Origin of the sequence: Streptomyces sp. NPDC059255 (genome assembly GCF_042752355.1) — a bacterium.
Lineage (GTDB): Bacteria > Actinomycetota > Actinomycetes > Streptomycetales > Streptomycetaceae > Streptomyces.
Genome location: NZ_JBHYZP010000026.1, coordinates 12,951 through 32,804, shown reverse-complemented (window position 1 = coordinate 32,804; position 19,854 = coordinate 12,951). Strand labels below are relative to the sequence as shown.

General features: G+C 73.6%; 16 protein-coding genes. 1 reads left to right on the top strand and 15 read right to left on the bottom strand.

Annotated elements, in window-relative coordinates:
• Positions 1-162: 162 nt before the first annotated feature.
• From rpmE to ACFXKG_RS26555, 9 genes are all read right to left on the bottom strand, one after another.
• A complete protein-coding gene (rpmE, locus tag ACFXKG_RS26595) occupies positions 163-387 on the bottom strand; it encodes a 50S ribosomal protein L31 (RefSeq protein WP_365811372.1) in 225 nt (74 codons plus the stop codon).
• Between the two features lie 199 nt (positions 388-586).
• A complete protein-coding gene (locus ACFXKG_RS26590; RefSeq protein ID WP_384844017.1) occupies positions 587-1,687 on the bottom strand; it encodes an LCP family protein in 1,101 nt (366 codons plus the stop codon).
• Positions 1,688-2,127: 440 nt separating this feature from the next.
• Positions 2,128-4,218, bottom strand: a complete 2,091-nt coding sequence (gene rho / locus ACFXKG_RS26585) for a transcription termination factor Rho (RefSeq protein ID WP_384844014.1) — start codon at positions 4,216-4,218, stop codon at positions 2,128-2,130.
• Positions 4,219-4,665: 447 nt separating this feature from the next.
• Entirely contained in the window at positions 4,666-5,583 is a 918-nt protein-coding gene (gene thrB / locus ACFXKG_RS26580) for a homoserine kinase (RefSeq protein WP_384844011.1), read from the bottom strand.
• Between the two features lie 364 nt (positions 5,584-5,947).
• On the bottom strand, positions 5,948-7,045 hold the full coding sequence (gene thrC, locus ACFXKG_RS26575; protein WP_384844008.1) for a threonine synthase: 1,098 nt from the start codon (positions 7,043-7,045) through the stop codon (positions 5,948-5,950).
• 7 nt (positions 7,046-7,052) lie between these two features.
• Complete coding sequence (locus tag ACFXKG_RS26570) at positions 7,053-8,354, bottom strand: homoserine dehydrogenase (protein ID WP_384844005.1); 1,302 nt, start codon at positions 8,352-8,354, stop codon at positions 7,053-7,055.
• A gap of 128 nt (positions 8,355-8,482) precedes the next feature.
• Complete coding sequence (lysA, locus tag ACFXKG_RS26565; protein WP_384844002.1) at positions 8,483-9,877, bottom strand: diaminopimelate decarboxylase; 1,395 nt, start codon at positions 9,875-9,877, stop codon at positions 8,483-8,485.
• A 76-nt stretch (positions 9,878-9,953) separates the two neighbouring features.
• On the bottom strand, positions 9,954-11,063 hold the full coding sequence (nrtL, locus tag ACFXKG_RS26560; RefSeq protein WP_384844000.1) for an ArgS-related anticodon-binding protein NrtL: 1,110 nt from the start codon (positions 11,061-11,063) through the stop codon (positions 9,954-9,956).
• A gap of 136 nt (positions 11,064-11,199) precedes the next feature.
• The gene (locus tag ACFXKG_RS26555) at positions 11,200-11,634 is read right to left on the bottom strand and encodes a response regulator (protein WP_384843997.1); all 435 of its coding nucleotides are present in this window, start codon (positions 11,632-11,634) and stop codon (positions 11,200-11,202) included.
• Between the two features lie 154 nt (positions 11,635-11,788).
• Between ACFXKG_RS26555 and ACFXKG_RS26550 the strand changes: the two genes are divergently transcribed.
• On the top strand, positions 11,789-12,190 hold the full coding sequence (locus tag ACFXKG_RS26550) for a hypothetical protein (protein WP_384843994.1): 402 nt from the start codon (positions 11,789-11,791) through the stop codon (positions 12,188-12,190).
• Between the two features lie 74 nt (positions 12,191-12,264).
• Here ACFXKG_RS26550 and ACFXKG_RS26545 read toward each other — a convergent pair whose 3' ends face one another.
• The 6 genes from ACFXKG_RS26545 to ACFXKG_RS26520 all read right to left on the bottom strand — a co-directional run bounded on the left by ACFXKG_RS26545 (position 12,265) and on the right by ACFXKG_RS26520 (position 19,823).
• Positions 12,265-13,644, bottom strand: coding sequence for an MDR family MFS transporter (locus ACFXKG_RS26545; protein WP_384843991.1), 1,380 nt, complete (start codon positions 13,642-13,644; stop codon positions 12,265-12,267).
• Positions 13,641-15,536, bottom strand: coding sequence for an ABC transporter permease subunit (locus ACFXKG_RS26540; RefSeq protein ID WP_384843988.1), 1,896 nt, complete (start codon positions 15,534-15,536; stop codon positions 13,641-13,643). Before ACFXKG_RS26540 ends, ACFXKG_RS26545 begins: the two co-directional genes overlap by 4 nt.
• A 14-nt stretch (positions 15,537-15,550) precedes the next feature.
• Positions 15,551-17,080, bottom strand: a complete 1,530-nt coding sequence (locus ACFXKG_RS26535) for an ABC transporter substrate-binding protein (protein WP_384843986.1) — start codon at positions 17,078-17,080, stop codon at positions 15,551-15,553.
• Positions 17,081-17,243: 163 nt separating this feature from the next.
• The gene (locus ACFXKG_RS26530) at positions 17,244-17,828 is read right to left on the bottom strand and encodes a GNAT family N-acetyltransferase (protein WP_384843983.1); all 585 of its coding nucleotides are present in this window, start codon (positions 17,826-17,828) and stop codon (positions 17,244-17,246) included.
• Between the two features lie 67 nt (positions 17,829-17,895).
• On the bottom strand, positions 17,896-18,777 hold the full coding sequence (locus tag ACFXKG_RS26525) for an ABC transporter ATP-binding protein (protein WP_384843980.1): 882 nt from the start codon (positions 18,775-18,777) through the stop codon (positions 17,896-17,898).
• A complete protein-coding gene (locus tag ACFXKG_RS26520; RefSeq protein WP_384844255.1) occupies positions 18,774-19,823 on the bottom strand; it encodes a FecCD family ABC transporter permease in 1,050 nt (349 codons plus the stop codon). The genes ACFXKG_RS26525 and ACFXKG_RS26520 overlap by 4 nt, the downstream gene beginning before the upstream one ends.
• Positions 19,824-19,854: the final 31 nt, after the last annotated feature.

The window sequence follows — 19,854 nt, the reverse complement described above, 5'->3', positions numbered from 1 at the left end:
GGGCTCCTGTGTTTCTCGCGTGACTCGCGTAGCCCACGTGTCTCGCGTGGCTCGCGTAAAGAAGATGCTGCGGCAGGTGCTTCGCCAGTGCTGCGGGACGCCAAAGCGCCGGTCCCGGCGCCCCGCGCGTACGGGGCGCCGAGGACCGGCGCAGGTGGCTCGCTACTTCTTGGCGGAGCCGGCGGCCTTGCCGAAGCGGGCCTCGAAGCGGGCCACGCGGCCACCGGTGTCGAGGATCTTCTGCTTGCCCGTGTAGAACGGGTGGCACTCGGAGCACAGGTCGGCACGGATGGTGCCGGACTCGATCGTGCTGCGGGTCGTGAACGACGCACCGCAGGTGCAGCTGACCTGGGTCTCGACGTACGCGGGGTGGATGTCGCGCTTCAAGGGGTTCTCCTAGTTCGGGAGGGCACCGGGTCGTACGCGCTGATTGCGCGGACGTGAACCGGGGCCGACGTACCAGTCTGCCAGGACCGGCCGTATCTCCCAAAACCGGGGGGCGCTCGCACGTATTCCCGGGCGCCCCGGGCTTCCCCGGCTTCCCCGGCTTCCCGGGGTTTTCGGGGTTTTCGGGGTTTTCGCCGTGTCAGCCGGTGTTGACGACGCTGTGGGCCGAGCCCTTGTCGCCCGCCGAGTCCCTGGTGGCGGAGGCGGGGACCGGCCTGTCCTGCTTGAGGGCCGTCCAGACCTGCTGCGCGGCGGCCGGGAGGGGCAGGACGCGGTTCGGGTCCGCCGGGTCGTAGCGGACCGGGAGGGTGACCATGTGGACGTCCTGGGCGCCGAGGTCCTTGAGCCCGCCGGCGAACCCGACCAGTTTGTCGACCGTGTCGAGCTGGGAATCGGGGGTGATCGCACGGGTGGCGGTGTCGGCGAGGTCGTAGAGCTTCTTCGGGTCGCTGAACACGCCGACGCTCTTGACCTGCTCGATCAGCGCCTTGATGAAGGACTGCTGGAGCTGGATCCGGCCGAGATCACTGCCGTCCCCGACGCTGTGGCGGGTCCGTACGAGACCGAGGGACTGCTCCCCGTTCAGGGTGTGGGTGCCGGGGGCGAGCTTGAGGTGGCTCTTGGGGTCGTCGATCGGCCGCGTGGTGGTGATCTTCACGCCGCCGAGCGTGTCGACGAGCTTCTTGAAGCCGGTGAAGTCGACCTCGATGTAGTGGTCCATGCGCAGTCCGGACATCTGCTCGACGGTCTTGACCGCGCAGGCCGGGCCGCCCACCTCGTACGCCGTGTTGAACATGGCGAGCCGCTGCCCGGCCACGGCGGTGCCGTTGGAGTCGGTGCAGGTGGGGCGGTCGATCAGGGTGTCGCGCGGTACGGAGACGACGCTGGCCCGGCGGTGGCCCTTGTAGACGTGGACGACCATCGCGGTGTCCGAGCGGGCGCCGCCGCCGTCCTGGCCGTACTCCGCGTTCGCGCCGGAGCGGGAGTCCGAGCCGAGGACGAGGATGTTCTCGGAGCCGTTGCCGGAGCCGGCGGGGCGGTCCCGGCCGAGCTGGGCGTTGATGTCGACACCGTTCAGGTTGCCGTTGAGCTTGAAGTAGACGTAGCCGAGCCCGGAGCCGCCGACGAGGACGAGGGCCGCCGCGGACCACGCGGCGACGACGGCGGCGCGGCGCCGCCTGCCCGGCTTCCTGCGGCGCCTGCCGCGGCCTCGTATTCGGCTGCTGATCCCGTCGCCCATGGTCTCCCTCTGTCCGTAGTGCGGGTCCCGCTACCTCCTGCCGTGGTGATGAGGCGCACTATGTCGCCACTTGTACAGACAGTGAAGCACCAAGAAGGGTTGCACAGCATGCGGTGGGGATGTCCGGAAAAGCAACGCGGCCGGACGGCGGCCCGGCGGCGGCCCCGCCGCCGGGCCCCTGCTCCGTGTACCGCCGCCCACCTGGGCATTCGGCGCACGGACCGGACCGGGGGCCGCCCGGGGGGCGTCCAGGGGCCCGCACGGGGCGTGTGGGATAAGTCTCCGGCGGGGCTCCCCGCCCCGTACGACGACGAACCCGTACGACGACGGGGGCCGCGGGCGGGAACCCTGTGAACGAGGCCGCACGAACGGGAACCGCCCCGTCACGGGAGGTGACGGGGCGGTTCTCGCCGTACGTGTACGGGACGCTGCGGGTCCGGTCAGTCGTTGCCGTTGGAGCCCGGGGTCGTCTTCTGGATCTGGAGCAGGAACTCCGCGTTGGACTTGGTCTTCTTCATCTTGTCCAGGAGGAGTTCGATCGCCTGCTGCTGGTCGAGCGCGTGCAGCACCCGGCGCAGCTTCCACACGACGGCCAGTTCCTCGCCGCCGAGCAGGATCTCCTCCTTGCGGGTGGAGGACGCGTCCACGTCGACCGCCGGGAAGATGCGCTTGTCGGAGAGCTTCCGGTCGAGCTTGAGCTCCATGTTGCCGGTGCCCTTGAACTCCTCGAAGATCACCTCGTCCATGCGCGAGCCGGTCTCGACGAGCGCGGTGGCCAGGATGGTCAGCGAGCCGCCGTCCTCGATGTTGCGCGCGGCACCGAAGAAGCGCTTCGGCGGGTAGAGCGCGGTCGAGTCGACACCACCGGACAGGATGCGTCCGGAGGCGGGCGCCGCGAGGTTGTACGCGCGGCCCAGACGGGTGATGGAGTCCAGCAGGACGACCACGTCGTGGCCCAGCTCCACGAGGCGCTTGGCGCGCTCGATGGCGAGTTCCGCGACGGTGGTGTGGTCCTCGGCCGGGCGGTCGAAGGTCGAGGAGATGACCTCGCCCTTGACCGACCGCTGCATGTCGGTGACCTCTTCGGGACGCTCGTCGACGAGGACGACCATCAGGTGGCACTCGGGGCTGTTGACCGTGATCGCGTTGGCGATGGCCTGGAGGATCATGGTCTTGCCGGTCTTCGGCGGGGCCACGATCAGACCGCGCTGGCCCTTGCCGATCGGTGCGACGAGGTCGATGATCCGCGTGGTCAGCACGCCCGGGTCGGTCTCCAGACGGAGCCGGTCCTGCGGGTAGAGCGGGGTCAGCTTCTGGAACTCCGGGCGGCCGCGGCCGGATTCGGCCCCCATGCCGTTGGCGGAGTCGAGGCGGACGAGCGCGTTGAACTTCTCGCGGCGCTCGCCGTCCTTGGGCTGACGGACGGCCCCGGTGACGTGGTCGCCCTTGCGCAGGCCGTTCTTGCGGACCTGGGCGAGCGAGACGTACACGTCGTTGGGGCCCGGCAGGTAGCCGGAGGTCCTGATGAACGCGTAGTTGTCGAGGATGTCGAGGATGCCCGCGACGGGGATCAGCACATCGTCGTCGGCGACCTGGGGCTCACCGGGGCCGAACTCCTCGCGCCCGCGGCGGCCTCGGCGGTCGCGGTAGCGCCCGCGCCGGCCGCGCCGGCCGCCCGCCTCGTCGTCGAAGTCGTCCTGGGGAGCGTTGCTCTGGCCGCCGTGCTGCCCCTGGCCGGCACCGCGGTTGTCGCGGTCGCTCCGGCCGCCCTGCTGCCGGTTGCCGCCGCCCTGCTGCTGGCCGCTCTGGCCGCCCTGCTGGTCGTCGCCCTTGCCCCGGCGGTCGCGCTGCCGGTCGCGGCGTCCCTCGCGGTCCCGGTCGCCGCGCTGGCCGCGGTCCTGGCGGTCGCCGCGGCGTCCGTCGGTCTCGCCCTGGGTGACGGTGCCGGCGGAGGCGGCCACGGCCGCCTCGGTCCGGGCGTCGGGGCGCTCCTCGACCTTGACGTCGGCCGGGGCGTCCACCGCGGCCTCCGCCTTCGTGTCGGGGCTGCCGGCCTGCGCGGTGGCCCTGCGGCGGCGGCGCTCGCCCGCGGGCTGGTCGTCGCTGGCGGGCTGGCCGGGGATGTCGATCTGCTGCTGGGTCACGGCCTGTTCGGCCTGGACGCCCTGCTTGACGTCCTCCCCGCCCGACGCGGCGGCTTCGCCCGTACGGGCCTTGGAGGTTGCCCGGCGCTTGGGCTTGGTCTCGGCGTCGGCGCCGCCGTTGGCACCGGCGGTGGTCTTCGCCGCCGCTCCGCCTCCGGCCTGTGCTTCCTTGATGACCTCGATCAACTGGCTCTTGCGCATCCGCGCGGTGCCCCTGATGCCGAGGCCCGACGCGACCTGCTGCAACTCGGCCAGGACCATGCCGTCAAGGCCGGTGCCGGAGCGGCGGCGCCGTGTGGTGGTGCCAGTGGCAGCACCTTCGGCGGGCGCGGTGGTGTCGACAGTGCTGTCGGCAGTCACGCCCATCAGATCGGTGGTGTCGCTCACGAAGGGTCCTTCCCTGGAGCGGACGTCGGCCTTCTGGCTCGGCGACCGGTTGTGCTGCCGGCTGCGGTCCCATGTGGTGGACCGTGCCGGGGCGGTGGTCCCGCCGGGTACGGCGGAGAAATCTGCAAACGTGCAAACAAGCGATGGGTCCGGCCCGAGGTCCCCCTGCTCGGCCCTCCGCTGGGAAAAACGGGGGGTGTCGTGCCGGTTCCGGTGCGTGCTCAAAACTGCTCAGGCAGGCTGCTCAGGCAGTTGGGGAGGCTCCCGGAAGAAGGGCGGTCCCGATGTGGGACACGATGCACCGCGCCTGAAAGACGTCGGCTGCAGACTTGAGGTTAACACTACCGGCTCCAACAAACATTCCCCCTCTCATTCACCGGCAATCTCTTCTGGCTGTTCCTGGCTGTTCTCGCCAGGAGCTCCATGAGCTCCGGAGCTCCACGGGCCCTACGCACCGAGCGGCAGCACGCTCGCGCCCGCCGCGTCGAGGGTGAGCCGGTTGGCGGCCCACCCCTCGCCCGCCAGCCGTGCGACCTTGTCGGCCGCACCGTCCTCGACCAGCGCGAGCACCGTGGGGCCCGCGCCGGAGACGACCGCGGGGACGCCGTCCGCGCGCAGTCGGTTGACCAGTGCGACGCTCTCCGGCATCGCGGGGGCCCGGTAGTCCTGGTGGAGACGGTCCTCCGTGGCGGGCAGCAGCAGCTCGGGGCGCCGGGTCATGGCCTCGACGAGGAGGGCGGCGCGACCGGCGTTGGCCGCCGCGTCCACATGGGGGACCGTACGCGGCAGCAGGCCGCGCGCCGTCTCCGTGAGGACCGCCTTGGCGGGGACGAAAACCACCGGAACGATGGAACGGACCGGGTCCATCCTGATGGCGCGGGCGGCTCCCCCGTCCATCCAGGCGAGGGTGAAGCCCCCGAGCAGACAGGCGGCGACATTGTCCGGATGACCCTCGATCTCGGTCGCCAGCTCCAGCAGCGCCGCGTCGTCGAGCCGGGCGTCCCCGCCTATGGTGACGGCGCGGGCCGCGACGATCCCGGCGCAGATCGCGGCCGAGGAGGAGCCCAGGCCGCGGCCGTGCGGGATGCGGTTGGCACAGACGACCTCCAGGCCGCGCGGCTGTCCGCCGAGCAGGTCGAAGGCGGTGCGGAGGGACCGTACGAGCAGATGGTTCTCGTCGCGGGGAAGCGTCTCGGCGCCCTCACCCGCGATGTCGACATGCAGCCCCGAGTCGGCGACACGGACCACCACGTCGTCGTAGAGCCCCAGCGACAGGCCCAGGGCGTCGAAGCCAGGGCCGAGGTTGGCGCTGGTGGCGGGGGTGCGCACCCGTACGGCGGCGGCGCGGAACGCGGGACCGGCCATCGCTCTGACGACTCTCCTTGTGACTGCGGTACTGGGCTACCGGCTTGCTGACGTGCTGGCGTGCTGAGGTGTCGCGGTGTCGGTGCCGCGGCCGATTCGCGTGTCCGCGTGGGGTTCCGGGGTGTGCGGGAGGAGGTTTCGAGAGGACGTACGGAACGCCAGCGGCCACGACGGCGGCAGCACCGCGGCATATGCGGCGGGGCGGATTGGGTACAGCTTATCGAAGGATGGATCGGTGGCGACATAGGGCGCACAGGAGGCGCACGATGCGTGTCGCGTGCCTGCCTGTGCGCCTATGTCGGTCATGTGTACTTCCCGCCGCCGCACGAGTGGCGGGCGACGGCGGGATGCCGTCGGCGGTGTGTCAGGCGAGGCCGAGGCGGGCCGCCGCGGCGACCGCGTCGACCGGCACGGTGACCGGCTGAGGCGCCCCCGCCACGGCCCAGTCGGGGTCCTTGAGCCCGTTACCGGTGACGGTGCAGACGATGCGCTGGCCGGGGTCGACCTTGCCCTCGTCCGCGGCCTTGAGCAGTCCGGCGACGGAGGCGGCCGAGGCGGGCTCCACGAAGACGCCCTCCTGGGAGGCCAACAGCCGGTAGGCGGCGAGGATCTGGCGGTCCGTCACCTCGTCGATGAAGCCGCCGGACTCGTCGCGGGCGGCCAGCGCGTACTGCCAGGAGGCCGGGTTGCCGATCCGGATCGCGGTGGCGACGGTGTGCGGGTCCTTGACGATCTCGCCGCGCACGATCGGCGCGGAGCCGGACGCCTGGAAGCCCCACATGCGCGGCGTGCGCCCCGCCACGCCGTCGGCGGCGTATTCGGTGTAGCCCTTCCAGTACGCCGTGATGTTGCCGGCGTTCCCGACGGGCAGCACATGGATGTCCGGGGCGTCGCCGAGCGCGTCCACGATCTCGAACGCGGCGGTCTTCTGGCCCTGGATACGGACCGGATTGACCGAGTTGACCAGCGCCACCGGGTAGTGGTCGGAGAGCGAGCGGGCCAGCGTCAGGCAGTCGTCGAAATTGCCCTCGACCTGGAGGATCTTGGCGCCGTGGACCAGCGCCTGGCCCATCTTGCCGATGGCGATCTTGCCCTGGGGCACCAGGACGGCGCAGACCATCCCGGCCCGTACGGCGTAGGCGGCGGCCGAGGCCGAGGTGTTGCCGGTGGAGGCGCAGATGACCGCCTGGGCGCCCTCCTCCTTGGCCCGGGTGATGGCCATGGTCATGCCACGGTCCTTGAAGGACCCGGTGGGGTTGGCGCCCTCGACCTTGAGATGAACCTCACAGCCCGTACGCTCGGAGAGCACCTGCGCCGGGACGAGCGGCGTACCGCCCTCGCGGAGAGTGACGACCGGCGTCTTCTCCGTCACCGGGAGGCGGTGCCGGTACTCCTCGATGATGCCGCGCCACTGGTGGACGCCCTCTCGGCTGCCACTGCTGGTCAGGCCATTGCTGGTCATGGGTCCCTTACTCCCCTTCAACACGCATGATGCTGGCGACACCGCGCACGGTGTCGAGCTTGCGCAGTGCCGCGACGGTCCCGGAGAGGGCCGCGTCGGCCGCGCGGTGGGTGACGACGACGAGGGCGGCCTCGCCCGCACCGTCCTGCCGGCCCTTCTGACGGACCGTGTCGATGGACACGCCGTGCTCGGCGAAGACCGTCGCGACCTGGGCGAGCACACCCGGTTTGTCGGCCACGTCGAGACTGATGTGGTAGCGCGTCACCACGTCGCCCATGGGGCTGACGGGAAGCTGGGTGTACGCGGACTCCCCGGGCCCGGTGGCCCCGGCGAGCTTGTTGCGGCAGACGGCGACGAGGTCGCCGAGGACGGCGGAGGCGGTCGGGGAACCGCCCGCGCCGGGGCCGTAGAACATGAGCTGCCCGGCCGCCTCGGCCTCGATGAACACCGCGTTGTACGCCTCGCGCACGGAGGCCAGCGGATGGCTGAGCGGAATCATCGCCGGGTGGACCCGCGCGGTGACGGAGCGGCCGTCGGCGGCCCGCTCGCAGATCGCGAGGAGCTTGACCGTACAGCCCATGCGCTGCGCGGAGGCGAGGTCGGCGGAGGTGACCTCCGTGATGCCCTCGCGGTGCACGTCGTCGAGGCGTACCCGGGTGTGGAAGGCGATCCCGGCGAGGATGGCGGCCTTGGCGGCGGCGTCGAAGCCCTCGACGTCGGCGGTCGGGTCGGCCTCCGCGTACCCGAGGGCGGTGGCCTCGTCGAGCGCCTCGGAGTAGCCGGCGCCGGCGGTGTCCATCCGGTCGAGGATGAAGTTGGTCGTGCCGTTGACGATGCCGAGGACGCGGTTGACCTTGTCCCCCGCCAGCGACTCGCGCAGCGGCCTGACCAGCGGGATGGCGCCCGCGACGGCCGCCTCGAAGTACAGGTCGCGGCCGTGCCGCTCGGCGGCGTCGTAGAGCGTGGTGCCGTCCTCGGCGAGCAGCGCCTTGTTGGCGGAGACGACGGAGGCGCCGTGCTCGAAGGCGGTGGTGATCAGTGTCCTGGCGGGCTCGATGCCGCCGATGACCTCGACCACCACGTCGATGTCGCCCCGTTTGACCAGGGCGGTCGCGTCGGTGGTGACCAGCGCGGGGTCGATGCCCGCGCGCACCTTGCCGGGGCGCCGGACGGCGACCCCGGCCAGCTCCACCGGGGCGCCGATCCGCGCGGCGAGGTCGTCGGCGTGCGTCGTCATGATGCGCGCCACCTCTGAGCCGACCACACCACAGCCCAGCAGCGCCACCTTCAGCGGACGCGTACGCATCATCCGACCTACGCCTTTCATCCGATTTCATCCGACGCGACCGACACGGCCACGCGGAAGCGTGATTGCCCACCAGTCTCACTCACCGGACGAAGGTTTCCGCTCCTCGTCCAGATTGCGAGACATGTATTTCAGTGACCGACATCGAGACGCAGCAGATCTTCCTCCGTCTCGCGCCGGACGATCACCCGGGCCTCGCCGTCCCTGACGGCGACGACCGGCGGCCGGAGCGCGTGGTTGTAGTTGCTCGCCATCGAGCGGCAGTACGCGCCGGTGGCGGGCACGGCGAGCAGGTCGCCGGGGGCCAGGTCGGCGGGGAGGAACGCGTCCCGTACGACGATGTCGCCGCTCTCGCAGTGCTTGCCGACGACGCGGGTCAGCATCGCCTCGGCGTCGGAGGCGCGGGAGACGAGCGCCACGCTGTACTCGGCGTCGTAGAGCGCCGTACGGATGTTGTCGGACATGCCACCGTCCACACTGACATACGTGCGGAGCCCTTCGAGCGGCTTGATCGTGCCCACCTCGTACAGCGTGAAGGCCGTCGGACCCACGATGGCGCGGCCCGGCTCCACGGAGATGCGCGGCGTACGGAGCCCGGCGGCCTCGCACTCGCGGGTGACGATGTCGCTGAGCGCCTTGGCGATGTCGTGCGGCTCGCGCGGGTCGTCCTCGGAGGTGTACGCGATGCCGAGGCCGCCGCCGAGGTCGATCTCGGGCAGTTCCACACCGTGCTCGTCGCGCACCTCGGCGAGGAGCTGGACGACCCGGCGGGCGGAGACCTCGAAACCGGCCATGTCGAAGATCTGCGAGCCGATGTGGGAGTGGATGCCGGTCAGTTCGAGGCCGTCCAGCTTGAGGGCCCGGCGGACGGCCTCGGCGGCCTGTCCGTCGGCGAGGGCGATGCCGAACTTCTGGTCCTCGTGGGCGGTGGCGATGAACTCGTGCGTGTGTGCCTCGACGCCGACCGTGACCCGGATCTGCACGGGCTGCCGCCTGCCGTGCCGCTGCGCGATGTGCGCGACCCGGACGATCTCCTGGAAGGAGTCGAGGACGATCCGGCCGACCCCCGCGGTGACGGCGCGCTCGATCTCCTCGGTGGACTTGTTGTTCCCGTGGAAGGCGATGCGCTCGGCGGGCATCCCGGCGGAGAGCGCGGTGGCCAGCTCGCCGCCGGAGCACACGTCGAGGTTGAGCCCCTCCTCGTGCAGCCAGCGTACGACGGCGCGGGAGAGGAACGCCTTGCCCGCGTAGAAGACGTCCGCGTCCGCGCCGAAGGCCTCGGACCAGGCGCGGCAGCGGGCCCGGAAGTCCGCCTCGTCGAGGAAGTACGCCGGGGTGCCGAACTCCTCGGCCAGCTTGGTCACTTCGATCCCGGCGACGGTCACCACACCGTCCTCCGCGCGGCGCACCGTACGCGACCAGACCTTCTCGTCCAGGGCGTTGAGGTCGGCGGCGGGGGCCGTGTAGTGGCCCTCGGGGAGTACGTCGGCGTGGCGGGGGCCTGCGGGGTGTGCGGAACGGCTCATGTGCGTGGCTCTCTTGGCTTCTCTTCAGAGGGGTGCGGAACGGCGTTCACGGGTGCGTGGTGCACGGCTGCTCCGTTCACAGGTGTTCCGGGGCGTCGACGCCGAGCAGGGACAGGCCGCCTGCCAGCACCGTCCCGGCGGCTTCGGCGAGCGCGAGCCGGGACCGGTGGGCGGCCGAGGGTTTCTCGTCGCCGAGGGGCAGCAGGTGGCGGGCCCCCTGGAAGCGCAGGAACGCGTCCGCGGTGTGTTCGAGATGGCGGGCGAGCCGGTCGGGCGCGCGCAGCCGGGCGGCGGCCCCCAGCACGGCCGGGTGGTCGCCGAGGAGGGCGAGGAGCGGGACCGCGGGGTCCTCCACGGGTCCTGCGTGCTCGTTGCGCTCGTCGTGCTCGTTGCCCTTGTCGCGCTCGTCGTGCTCGTCGTACTCGTCGTACTCGTTGACGGGGTCCGCCGGGGTGAGGGCGAGCCGGGCGGCGGCGCGCGCGGTGGCGCGCGCGCGGGCGTACGCGTAGCGCACGAGGAAGAGGCCGTTGCTCTCGCGCTGTACGAGCAGCGCGCGGGCGGCTTCCGGGCCGGTGTACGGCCGGTCGTGCGCGGCGGGCCGCAGCAGCGCCCAGCGGGCGGCGTCGGGGCCGAGCCGGGCGTACAGCTCCTCGGTAGTGGTGCCCGCGGCGACGGGGACGGGGCGCAGCGCCTCGGCGGCGCCGGGGACGACGGCGGCGTCGGCGCCCTGGGTACGGAGCAGCCGCACGGCCGTACGGGTCCACAGGGCGGCCCGTGGCTCCTCCGTGGCCGCCAGGGCGACGGTGGTCCCGGCGAGCGCGTCGCCGTGTCCGTAACGGGCCCCGGCGCGCCGGATCGTACGGAGCAGGCCGGTGTGGGCGCCGGCGCGGCTGCCGGCGGCCAGGGTGAAGTTCAGGAAGCCGGGCCCGGTGATCTCGACGTGGGCGATCCCGGCGCCGGGCGCGGTGCGCAGGAGGGTGGTGCGCAGGATCTCGGCGACCTCGCGGGGCGGGCGTCCCGCGGGGCCCGCGAGCCGGAGCGCGACATTGGTGGCGTAGTCGCCCCGGCCGCCGGGGCGGGGGCGCTCGACCGCGACCCGTTCGGGCACGGGTCCCGGCAGGGCGTCGTCCTCGACCGCGCGGCACACGGCGTGCAGCACGGTTCGGGAGAGCTCTGCGGGGGTCACGGGTCAAGGGTAGGTCCTGGGTGGGGGCTCTCCGCCAACCGGTTTCGCCATGCGGTACGGGTGGTCGGCCGGGGGCCGTCGGTGCGGGGGGCGGGTCGGTGCGGGCCGTCGGTGCGAGGGGGCGGCCGCGGGTGGTTCAGCCTCGGGTGGAGCCCGCGTGGCCGGCGCCGTGCCTGCCGTCCAGGGACGGCGGGCCCTCCTGGCCGCACAGCCGGCGTACGAGCCGGACCAGGTCGGCCGGTTCGAACGGCTTGGCGAGGAAACCGTCGACACCGGCGGCGACGCCGGTGTCCACCTCGTACGGCGTGCAGGCGCTGACGATGGCGATCGGCAGCCGGCTGGTGCGGGGGTCGGCGCGCAGCCGGGCGGCGGTGCGCAGGCCGTCGAGGCGTGGCATGACCACATCGAGGGTGATGACGTCGGGGGCGACCTCGTGGACGACGTCCAGGCATTCGGCACCGTCGGCCGCGGTCACGACCTCGAAGCCCTCAAGTTCGAGATTGACCCTGATCAGTTGCCTGATGACCCTGTTGTCGTCGACAACGAGCACCCGGCCGGACGCTCCAGACACAACTCGAGAGTAGGTCCGAAGCCGGTGCCGCGTCCGGGTTTTGCCGACTTCCGCCCGCGTGGACGACGCGGGCGCGGCGCCCGAGCGGGCGCCGCGCCGGGAAGGGCGGTCAGCCGTCGCGCGCCCCCTTGGAGCCGCCATAGAGTCATGTCCCATGGAGCAGAACGAAGTCGTCCTCAGGGCCATCGGCATTCTCACGCAGTCCGCGGAGTGGATCCGCTCGGCCGACCGCGGCGCGGGGCCGGGGGCCGGTGCGGAGCCCGGGACAGAGCCGGGGACGGAGCCGGGGGCGGGCAACGGCGCGGGGCAGATCGGCTCGCTGCTCGCCGAGGTCTTCCCCTCGTTCACGGTCTCCCCCGAGGCCACCCCGCTGGAGGCGGCGCACTCGGTGACGGAGGCGGCGCTGCCCCCGATCATGCAGCTCATCGGGGCGTTCACCTTCGTCTTCACGGAGCTGGCGCGGGTCCATGACGCGGGCCGTACGGACATCACGTCGGAGGAGCTGCTGCGGGAGCTGGCGCTGCGGATGTCCCGGCCGGACGATACGGGCCGGTGACGCGAGGCCGGTGACGCGGGGCCGGTGAGCGAGGGCCGTGGGACGGGGCCGGTGAGCCGGCCGCCGCGGATGTCCTACGGCCGCCCCTCGTGGCGCGGGAGCAGGGCCGTCGCCGCCAGGGGGATCGCGGCGAGGACCAGCCAGGGCACCGCCACCGGCAGGCCCGCGTCGAGCAGGGAGCCGGTGGCCGCGCTGCCGGCCAGGACGACCAGGCCGGAGACGGACGACAGGGCACCGATGTAGAGACCGAGCCGCCCGGGGTCGGCCAGGTCGGGTACCCAGGCGCGGGCGGCCGGGGCTATCAGCATCTGGCCGAGGGTGAGCAGGGCCGTGAATCCCGCCACCGGCGCCAGCCCCCCGGCGCCGGTCAGGGCGGCGGGGCGGGCCACCGCCACGACGGCGAAGCCGGCCGACAGCAGGACCAGGCCCGCGGCCATGGAGCGGCGCAGCCCGAGCCGGTCGGCCGCCCAGCGGGTGACGGGGAGCTGCGCGGTGACGACCAGCAGCGACGACAGCGCGAAGAGCCAGGCCAGCGGCGCCTGGGAGCCCGTCGCGCGCTCCACCTCGGCGGGGACGGCCAGATAGAGCTGGTTGTACGCGAGGAGGTACGTGCCGTACGCCAGGCACAGCGCGAGGAAGCGGCGGTTGCGGAGCAGGGCCCGGACGCCGCCGCGGCCCCGGGTGGGCGCCCGGCCCGGTATGTGCTGCGGCAGCAGCCACCAGTGGCCCGCCAGGACGAGCAGGAAGATCACGGAACCGGCGAGGCAGACCGTACGGAAGTCCACCGCCAGCAGCAGCGCCCCGAGCAGCGGTCCGACGAAGGCACCCGCCTGGCCGGCCACGGTGAACAGCGCGAGCACGCCGGTACGGGGGCCGCCGCCCGCCTCCTCCCTGACCACGGCCTGGCGGGCCACCTCGGACTCCACGGCGGGCGAGAAGAGGGCGGCGGCGAAGCCGACGAGCAGCACGGCGCCGATGACGGACCAGGACCGCTCGGCGAAACCCAGCCAGGTGAACCCGGCGACGCGCAGCACGCACCCCGCCAGCACCACGGGCCGTACGCCGTACCGGTCGGCCAGGGCGCCGCCGACGACGAACAGGCCCTGCTGGCTGAAGGTACGCAGCCCGAGCACCAGGCCGACCAGCCAGCCCGCCATGCCGACGGCCCCGCCGAGGTGGTCGGCGAGAAACGGAAGGACGGCGAAGAAGCCGACGTTGAAGGCGAGCTGCGTCAGGATCAGCAGACGGAGCAGCGGGGTGAGCCCGCGCCACACACCGAAGCGGAACCGGATCCGGGAGCCGAAGCGGAACCAGAACCGGAACCGGGCGCCGGAGCGGGAGTCGGGGTCGGAGCCGGGGCGGGCGGCCCCTGGTGGCTCGGTGCCGGGGGCCGGTGGCGTGGCCCCGGTCGTCCGCGGGCCGGCCTGGGGCGCGGGTGGGTCGGCCTGGGTCATCGGGTTTCCTCCGGGGCGGCCATCACGAATATGGAGGGCGACGACGTTCCGGGCCCGGTCGCCGGGGGCTCGGCGTCGGTCATCGGGCTTCCCTCGACGCGGCGATCGCGAGTACGGACCCGGATGCCGCCCGCCGCCGACACGGCGAGGGCGCCGAGCAGGGCCAGCACGGCGGCGGGCGCGAAGACCGCCCACGGGGCGCGCTCCGCGTACGGCAGGTTCTCGGCGAGCAGCAGGCCCCACTCGGGGGACGGCGGCTGCGCGCCGAGCCCGAGGAAGCCCAGGGAGGCCAGGGCGAGCGCGACGGCGGGCAGCCGGAGCAGCGCGTGCCGGGCCACCGGCGGTACGACGGCGGGCAGCAGCTCGCGGCGGAGCAGATGGAGCGGGCCCGCGCCGAGCGCGCGGGTGGCGGCCAGGTGGGTCGTGGCGCGTTCCTGGAGCAGCAGCGCGGAGGCGTGCGCGGCGAGCGGCGCCCAGGCGACGGCGGCCACCGCGAGTGCCGGGGTGACCGGGCCGCTGCCCGCGGCCCCGGCGACGAGGAGCCCGGCGAGGACGGGCGGCACCGCGTTGACGGTGTCGACGGCGGCGCCGGACACCTTCGGTACGAGGCCGAGCAGGACGCCGAGGAGCAGCGCGGCGGCGCTGACCGCCAGCGCCAGCGCGAGGGTGGTCAGCGCGCCGTGCCCGATCCGGGCCAGGACGTCGCGGCCGAGGGCGTCCGTGCCGAACGGATGCGCCCAGGACGGCGCCCGGAGCCGGGCCGCGGGGTCCAGCGTCAGCGGGTCGCGGGTGAGTCCGGCCCCGATGACGCCGAGCAGGAGCGCCCCGTACACCAGCGGCAGGGCGCGGCCCGCGGGCGGCGCGGGCCGGTGGAGGGACTGGAGCGCGCCGTCCCGCAGCACGGGGCCGATCAGGAGGCGCCCCGTACCGCGCGCGAGGCCGCCCGCGGCGGCGGCGAGCAGGAGCAGGGCGAGGGTGCCCGCCTGGAGTACGGGCAGGTCCTGGGCGATCGCGGCGTCGAGGGTGAGCCGGCCGAGGCCGGGGATGTCGAAGATCTGCTCCACGGCGACCGAGCCGCCGGTGAGGCCGACGACGAACAGGCCGAGGTTGGGCAGGAGTCCGGGGAGGCAGCGGCGCACCGCCTGCCGGGCGATCCGGTGGCCGGGGAGGCCGCGCGCGGCCGCCGCCGTCGCCCAGGGTTCGGCGAAGGCGCCGGGCAGCGCGTCGTCCAGCATCCGGCCGAGCAGCGCGCCGGCGGGCAGGCCGAGGGCGAGCGCGGGGAGCACCAGCCACCGCGGTCCGTACCAGCCGAGCGCGGGCAGCCAGCCGAGCTGTACGCCGACCACGGTGGCCAGGACGGAGGCCGTCAGGAACTCGGGCAGCGCGGCGAGCATCGCCGCCGCTCCCCCGGCCCGTGGCGCGCCGGGCGTGCGCCGCGCGCCGCGCCGGAGCGTACGGGCGCACACGGCCGCGGCGGTGACGCCGGCGACCGCCATCGCGACGGCCATCAGCAGCAGCGAGACGCCCATCGCCTGGACCACGCCGGGCAGTACGGCGGAGCCGGAGATCCAGGAGTCGCCCGCGTCGCCGCGCAGGAGACCGCCGAGCCACTGCCCGAGGAGGTGGAGGGGGCCCGCGCCGAGGCCGAGTTGGTCCCGTACGGCGTCGAGCACCTCGGGGGTGGGGTCGCGCTCCGCCGAGCGCGCCTTGAGCACGGTCAGCGCGGGATCGGTGCGCGAGAGCCAGGGCAGCAGGCCGATGGCGCAGAGCAGACCGGCCGCGAGGGCCGCCCGCCAGAGGAGGGGGAGGCCGGGGAGCGAGGTGACGCGCGGCAGGAGGGTGGCGCCGGGGCGCGGCCGGTCGGGTGCGCGCCCGGTCGGGAAGCGGTGCATGCGGTCCGTCCCGGTCAGCGTCGGGTGCCGGGGGCGACGACGGCGCGCTCGTACGGGTCGAGCACCACGCCCCGTACGGAGGTGGCGACGCCGAGGACATTGCGCTGGTGGATGAGCGGAACGACCGCGTCCGTACCGAGGATCCGGGCCTCCGCGGCGAGCACGGCGTCCTGCCGCCGCGCCGGGTCCGCGACCGCGTCGGCGGCTGCGACGGCGCGGTCCACTTCCTTGTCGCAGAGCAGCGCCAGGTTGTACGTGCCGTCACAGGTGTAGTCACTGGCGAGGACGGAGACCGGGTCGCCCGTGTCGAGCATGGTGTTGCGCGCGCCGACGAACGCGTCGAACTTCCCGGCCAGCGCGTCGCTCTCGATCCGTGAGGACTCCCGTACGGTCAGCTCGACGGTGAAGCCGGCCTTCTCCAGCTGCTGTTGGAGGACCTGGGCGACCTCGGGCAGCTCGGGCCGGTTGTCGTAGGTGGCGAGGCGGACGGTGGTGCCCTTGACCTCGGCGGCGGTGGCTGCCTTCGCGCGTCCGGCGGGCTGTTCGCGCTTGCCCGCCGCCCAGTTGAGGGCGGGGCCGAAGATGCCCTGGCCGCGGTCGGCGTACCCCTCGTAGACGTTCTTGGCGAGTACGGAGGTGTCGACCGCCCGGCGGGCGGCGGCCCGTACCGTCGGATCGGTGAAGGCGCCGGAACGGGTGTTGAGGAAGAGGCTGGTGGTGCGGGCCGTGGGCACCTCGCGCGCGACGCCCTTCGGGAGGGAGGCGGCCTGCGAGACCGGTACCGCCTCGGCGATGTCCTCCTCGCCGGTGCGCAGCGCGTTGGCGCGGGCGGTGCCGTCGGCGATGAACTTGGCGTCGATGCCGGACGCCTGGGACCGGCCGTCCCAGTAGTCGTCGAAGCGGTCGAGGGTGGCGGAGGCGGAGCCGTTGACCTTGGTGATCGTGAACGGTCCCGTGGCGTGGCCGACCGGGTCCGGGGCGCCCCCCTGCCCGTACGCCTTCGGGGAGAGCACGGCGAGGCTCGGCCCGGCCAGCCGCAGCGGCAGTACGGGGTCGGCGGTGGCGGTGGTGACGCGGACGGTACGGTCGCCGGTCGCCCGCGCGGTGAGCCGGACGCCCGAGAGGGCGGTGGGTATCGGGGTGGCGGCCGCGGCGCGGGTGAGGGCGTCGGCGACCGCGGCGGCGGTGACGGGCGCCCCGTCCTGGAAGCGGGCGTCGCGCAGGGTGAAGAGCCAACTGCGGCCGTTCTCCCGGCTCCAGGACTCGGCGAGGGCGGGCGAGGCCGCGCCGTTGCCGTCGAGCCTCGTCAGCCCCTCGGTGACGCCGAGCCGGCTGAGGAGGGTGGCGTCGGCGCCGTACGGGGAGAGGTTCTCGGACGGCGGGAAGGCCAGCGCGATGCGCAGCCGCGCGCCGTCGGCCGGGCCCGAGCCGGAGCCCGGCGCGCCCGAGGAGCCGCCGTCGGCGAAGCAGCCGGTGAGCAGCGGGGCGAGCAGGGGAGCGAGCAGCAGACCGGCGACCGGACGGCGGCGGTGGGCAGGGCGCATGGTCCTCGTTCTCTACGCGACGGACAGCCGGGGATCGGCCGGGGGGGGACCGGCCGGGGGCCAGGCTGGGGATCGGCCCGGCGGACAGCCGTCTGGACAGCCTGGTGCGTGTCCTCGGGCACGGGCGGGCAAGGGCGAACGAAAGATTACATGACAATCGTTTTCATCGGGGTGCCGGGATCCCGAGAGGGACGGGGATCTCGAAATGAACCGTGCCCGCCGGATCGCCCGCCGCAACCTCCGCGGCATCACGCTCGTCGCACACCACTTTCCCGAGCGACCGCCAGAACGGCTCGGCGCCGGTGACCGAGGGGTCGGTGTGCAGATAGACGGAGCGGTAACCGCCGTCCGCCGCGGCGAAGTCCAGCAGCTCGCGCACGAGCGCGCGGGCGAGCCCCCGGCGCCGGTGGCCGGGGCGCACGTACACCCGGCGCAGCTGCGCGGTCTCCCCGGAGGGGTAACGCTCCGCGAGCCAGCGGGGGTTGGGCGGATGAGCCGGCCCCCGGGAGTCGAGGGCGGCGGTGGCGACGACGGTTCCACCGCTCCCCTCCGGCCCCTCCCCCTCCTCCACGGCGACCAGCAGGGTGTGGCGCGGGGGGACGAGATAGGCGGCCTCGATGTCGATGATGTCGCCGTGCCAGCGCGGCACGTACCCCGAGCGGAAGTCGTGGTACACGGTGTCGAGCATCACCACGCGGGCGGCGTCGGCGTCCTCGGGGGTGGCTGTTCGAATGCGATAGCTGGGCACTTGCGAATGATATGCAGTAAGCCTCGGGGGACGGTCACCGGGATCTCCATGTCATGCGTCACCGGCGTCATGGGGGACCGGCGTCATGGGGGACCGGCAGTTGTCCGTCACCGGCCCGTGGCACCGTGCCGAGGAACCGCACATGAGGGCGGCCCGTCCCGCCGTCGTCCCGGGTGACCGACGCCCGTACCCCGTAGACGTCCGCGATCAGCTCCTCGGTGATCACGTCGCCCGGGGGCCCGCCGGCCACCACCCGGCCCGCGCGCAGGACCACGACCTCGTCGCAGTACATCGCGGCGAGGTTCAGGTCGTGCAGGGCGATGACGGTGGTGACCGGGAGCGTGACGACCAGGTTCAGCAGATCGAGCTGGTGCTGGATGTCGAGGTGGTTGGTCGGCTCGTCCAGCAGGAGTTCCCGGGGGTCCTGGGCGAGGGCGCGGGCGATCTGGACGCGCTGGCGCTCGCCGCCGGAGAGGGTGTGCCAGGACTGGCCCGCGCGGTCCGTCAGACCGGTGCGCTCCAGGGCCGTCCGTACGGCGTCCTCGTCCCCGGCGGACGGCGGCGACCAGGCGCGGCGGTGCGGGACACGGCCGAGGCGTACGACATCGCGGACGCTCAGCTCGACCTGGGTGTCGGTCTGCTGCTCGACCACCGCGACCCGGCGCGCGACCGTCCTGCGGCCCGCCTCGGTGAGGGTCCTGCCGTCCAGGGTGACGACGCCCGAGGTGGGGGCGAGGACTCCGGAGACCAGCCTCAGCAGGGTGGACTTGCCCGAGCCGTTGGGGCCGAGCAGCCCCACCGTGGAACCCGGCGCGGGCGTGAGGGAGACCCCGTCGAGGATGAGGCGGCCGCCGGCGGCGCGGGAGACCCGGTCGGCGCTCAGTCCCGTGGGGACTGATGTCCGAGCGGGGACGGGCGCGGGGGCGGGGTCGGGGGTCGGGTGGGTCATCGGGTCCTCCGGCCTCGGTACAGGACCAGGACGAACGCCGGCACCCCGATGAGCGAGGTCACCACACCCACCGGCACCTCCTGCGGGTCGAGCACCGTACGGGCCAGGGTGTCGACCCACACCAGGAAGACCGCCCCGGTCAGCGCGGTGACCGGGAGCAGCCGGCCGTGCCCCGGGCCGACCAGGGCGCGGGCGGCGTGCGGCAGGACGAGTCCGACGAAGCCGATCGCGCCCGCCGAGGAGACCAGCGCGGCCGTCAGCAGCGCGGTGACGGTGAGCAGGACGAGGCGCGTACGGGCCACGGAGACGCCGAGGTGCCCCGCGGCGTCCTGCCCGAAGGCGAACGCGTCGAGCGTGCGCGCGTACCCGCCGCACACCACCAGCGCCACCAGCAGGACGGCGCCGCAGACCTGGACATCGGTCCAGCCCGCGCCGCCGAGCGAGCCGAGCAGCCAGAACAGCACCCCGCGGGTGGTCTCCGCGTCGGCGGCGGTCAGGACGACGAAGGAGGTGAGGGCGGAGAAGAGCTGCATCGCGGCCACCCCGGAGAGCACCACCCGGTCGGTCGTCCCGCCGAGCGTGTGGCTGAGCAGCAGCACCATCCCGAACGAGCAGAGCGCGCCGAGGAACGCCCCGCCCGAGACCGACAGCGCCCCTCCCCCGACCCCGAGCACGACCACCAGGACCGCGCCGGTGGAGGCTCCCGAGGAGACGCCGAGGACGAAGGGGTCGGCGAGCGGATTACGGAGCAGGGACTGCATGATCGCGCCGCACACCGCGAGCCCGGCGCCGCAGACGGCCGCCAGCAGGGTACGCGGCAGCCGCAGGTTCCAGACGATGCCGTCGCGGATCGGGGTGAGACGCGGCTCGCCCCGGCCCAGGTGGGCGCCGACGACCGACCAGACGTCTCCGACACGGATGTCGGCGGGCCCGATGGTGATCGCCACGGCGACGGAGAGGGCGAGCGCGGCGAGGCCGCAGGCCCACCCCACCGGGCGGACCCAGACCGCGGCCCGCCGGACCTCGCGGGAGCCGCCGGGGTCCAGCGGCGCCGGGCTCCCTTCGGCAGACGCCCTC

Bases quoted from the DNA above. Each gene is read 5' to 3' on its own strand.
- ACFXKG_RS26590 (WP_384844017.1), bottom strand. From the start codon at position 1,687: ATGGGCGACGGGATCAGCAGCCGAATACGAGGCCGCGGCAGGCGCCGC.
- thrB (WP_384844011.1), bottom strand. From the start codon at position 5,583: ATGGCCGGTCCCGCGTTCCGCGCCGCCGCCGTACGGGTGCGCACCCCC.
- thrC (WP_384844008.1), bottom strand. From the start codon at position 7,045: ATGACCAGCAATGGCCTGACCAGCAGTGGCAGCCGAGAGGGCGTCCAC.
- ACFXKG_RS26570 (WP_384844005.1), bottom strand. From the start codon at position 8,354: ATGATGCGTACGCGTCCGCTGAAGGTGGCGCTGCTGGGCTGTGGTGTG.
- lysA (WP_384844002.1), bottom strand. From the start codon at position 9,877: ATGAGCCGTTCCGCACACCCCGCAGGCCCCCGCCACGCCGACGTACTC.
- ACFXKG_RS26550 (WP_384843994.1), top strand. From the start codon at position 11,789: ATGGAGCAGAACGAAGTCGTCCTCAGGGCCATCGGCATTCTCACGCAG.
- ACFXKG_RS26545 (WP_384843991.1), bottom strand. From the start codon at position 13,644: ATGACCCAGGCCGACCCACCCGCGCCCCAGGCCGGCCCGCGGACGACC.
- ACFXKG_RS26540 (WP_384843988.1), bottom strand. From the start codon at position 15,536: ATGCACCGCTTCCCGACCGGGCGCGCACCCGACCGGCCGCGCCCCGGC.
- ACFXKG_RS26535 (WP_384843986.1), bottom strand. From the start codon at position 17,080: ATGCGCCCTGCCCACCGCCGCCGTCCGGTCGCCGGTCTGCTGCTCGCT.
- ACFXKG_RS26525 (WP_384843980.1), bottom strand. From the start codon at position 18,777: ATGACCCACCCGACCCCCGACCCCGCCCCCGCGCCCGTCCCCGCTCGG.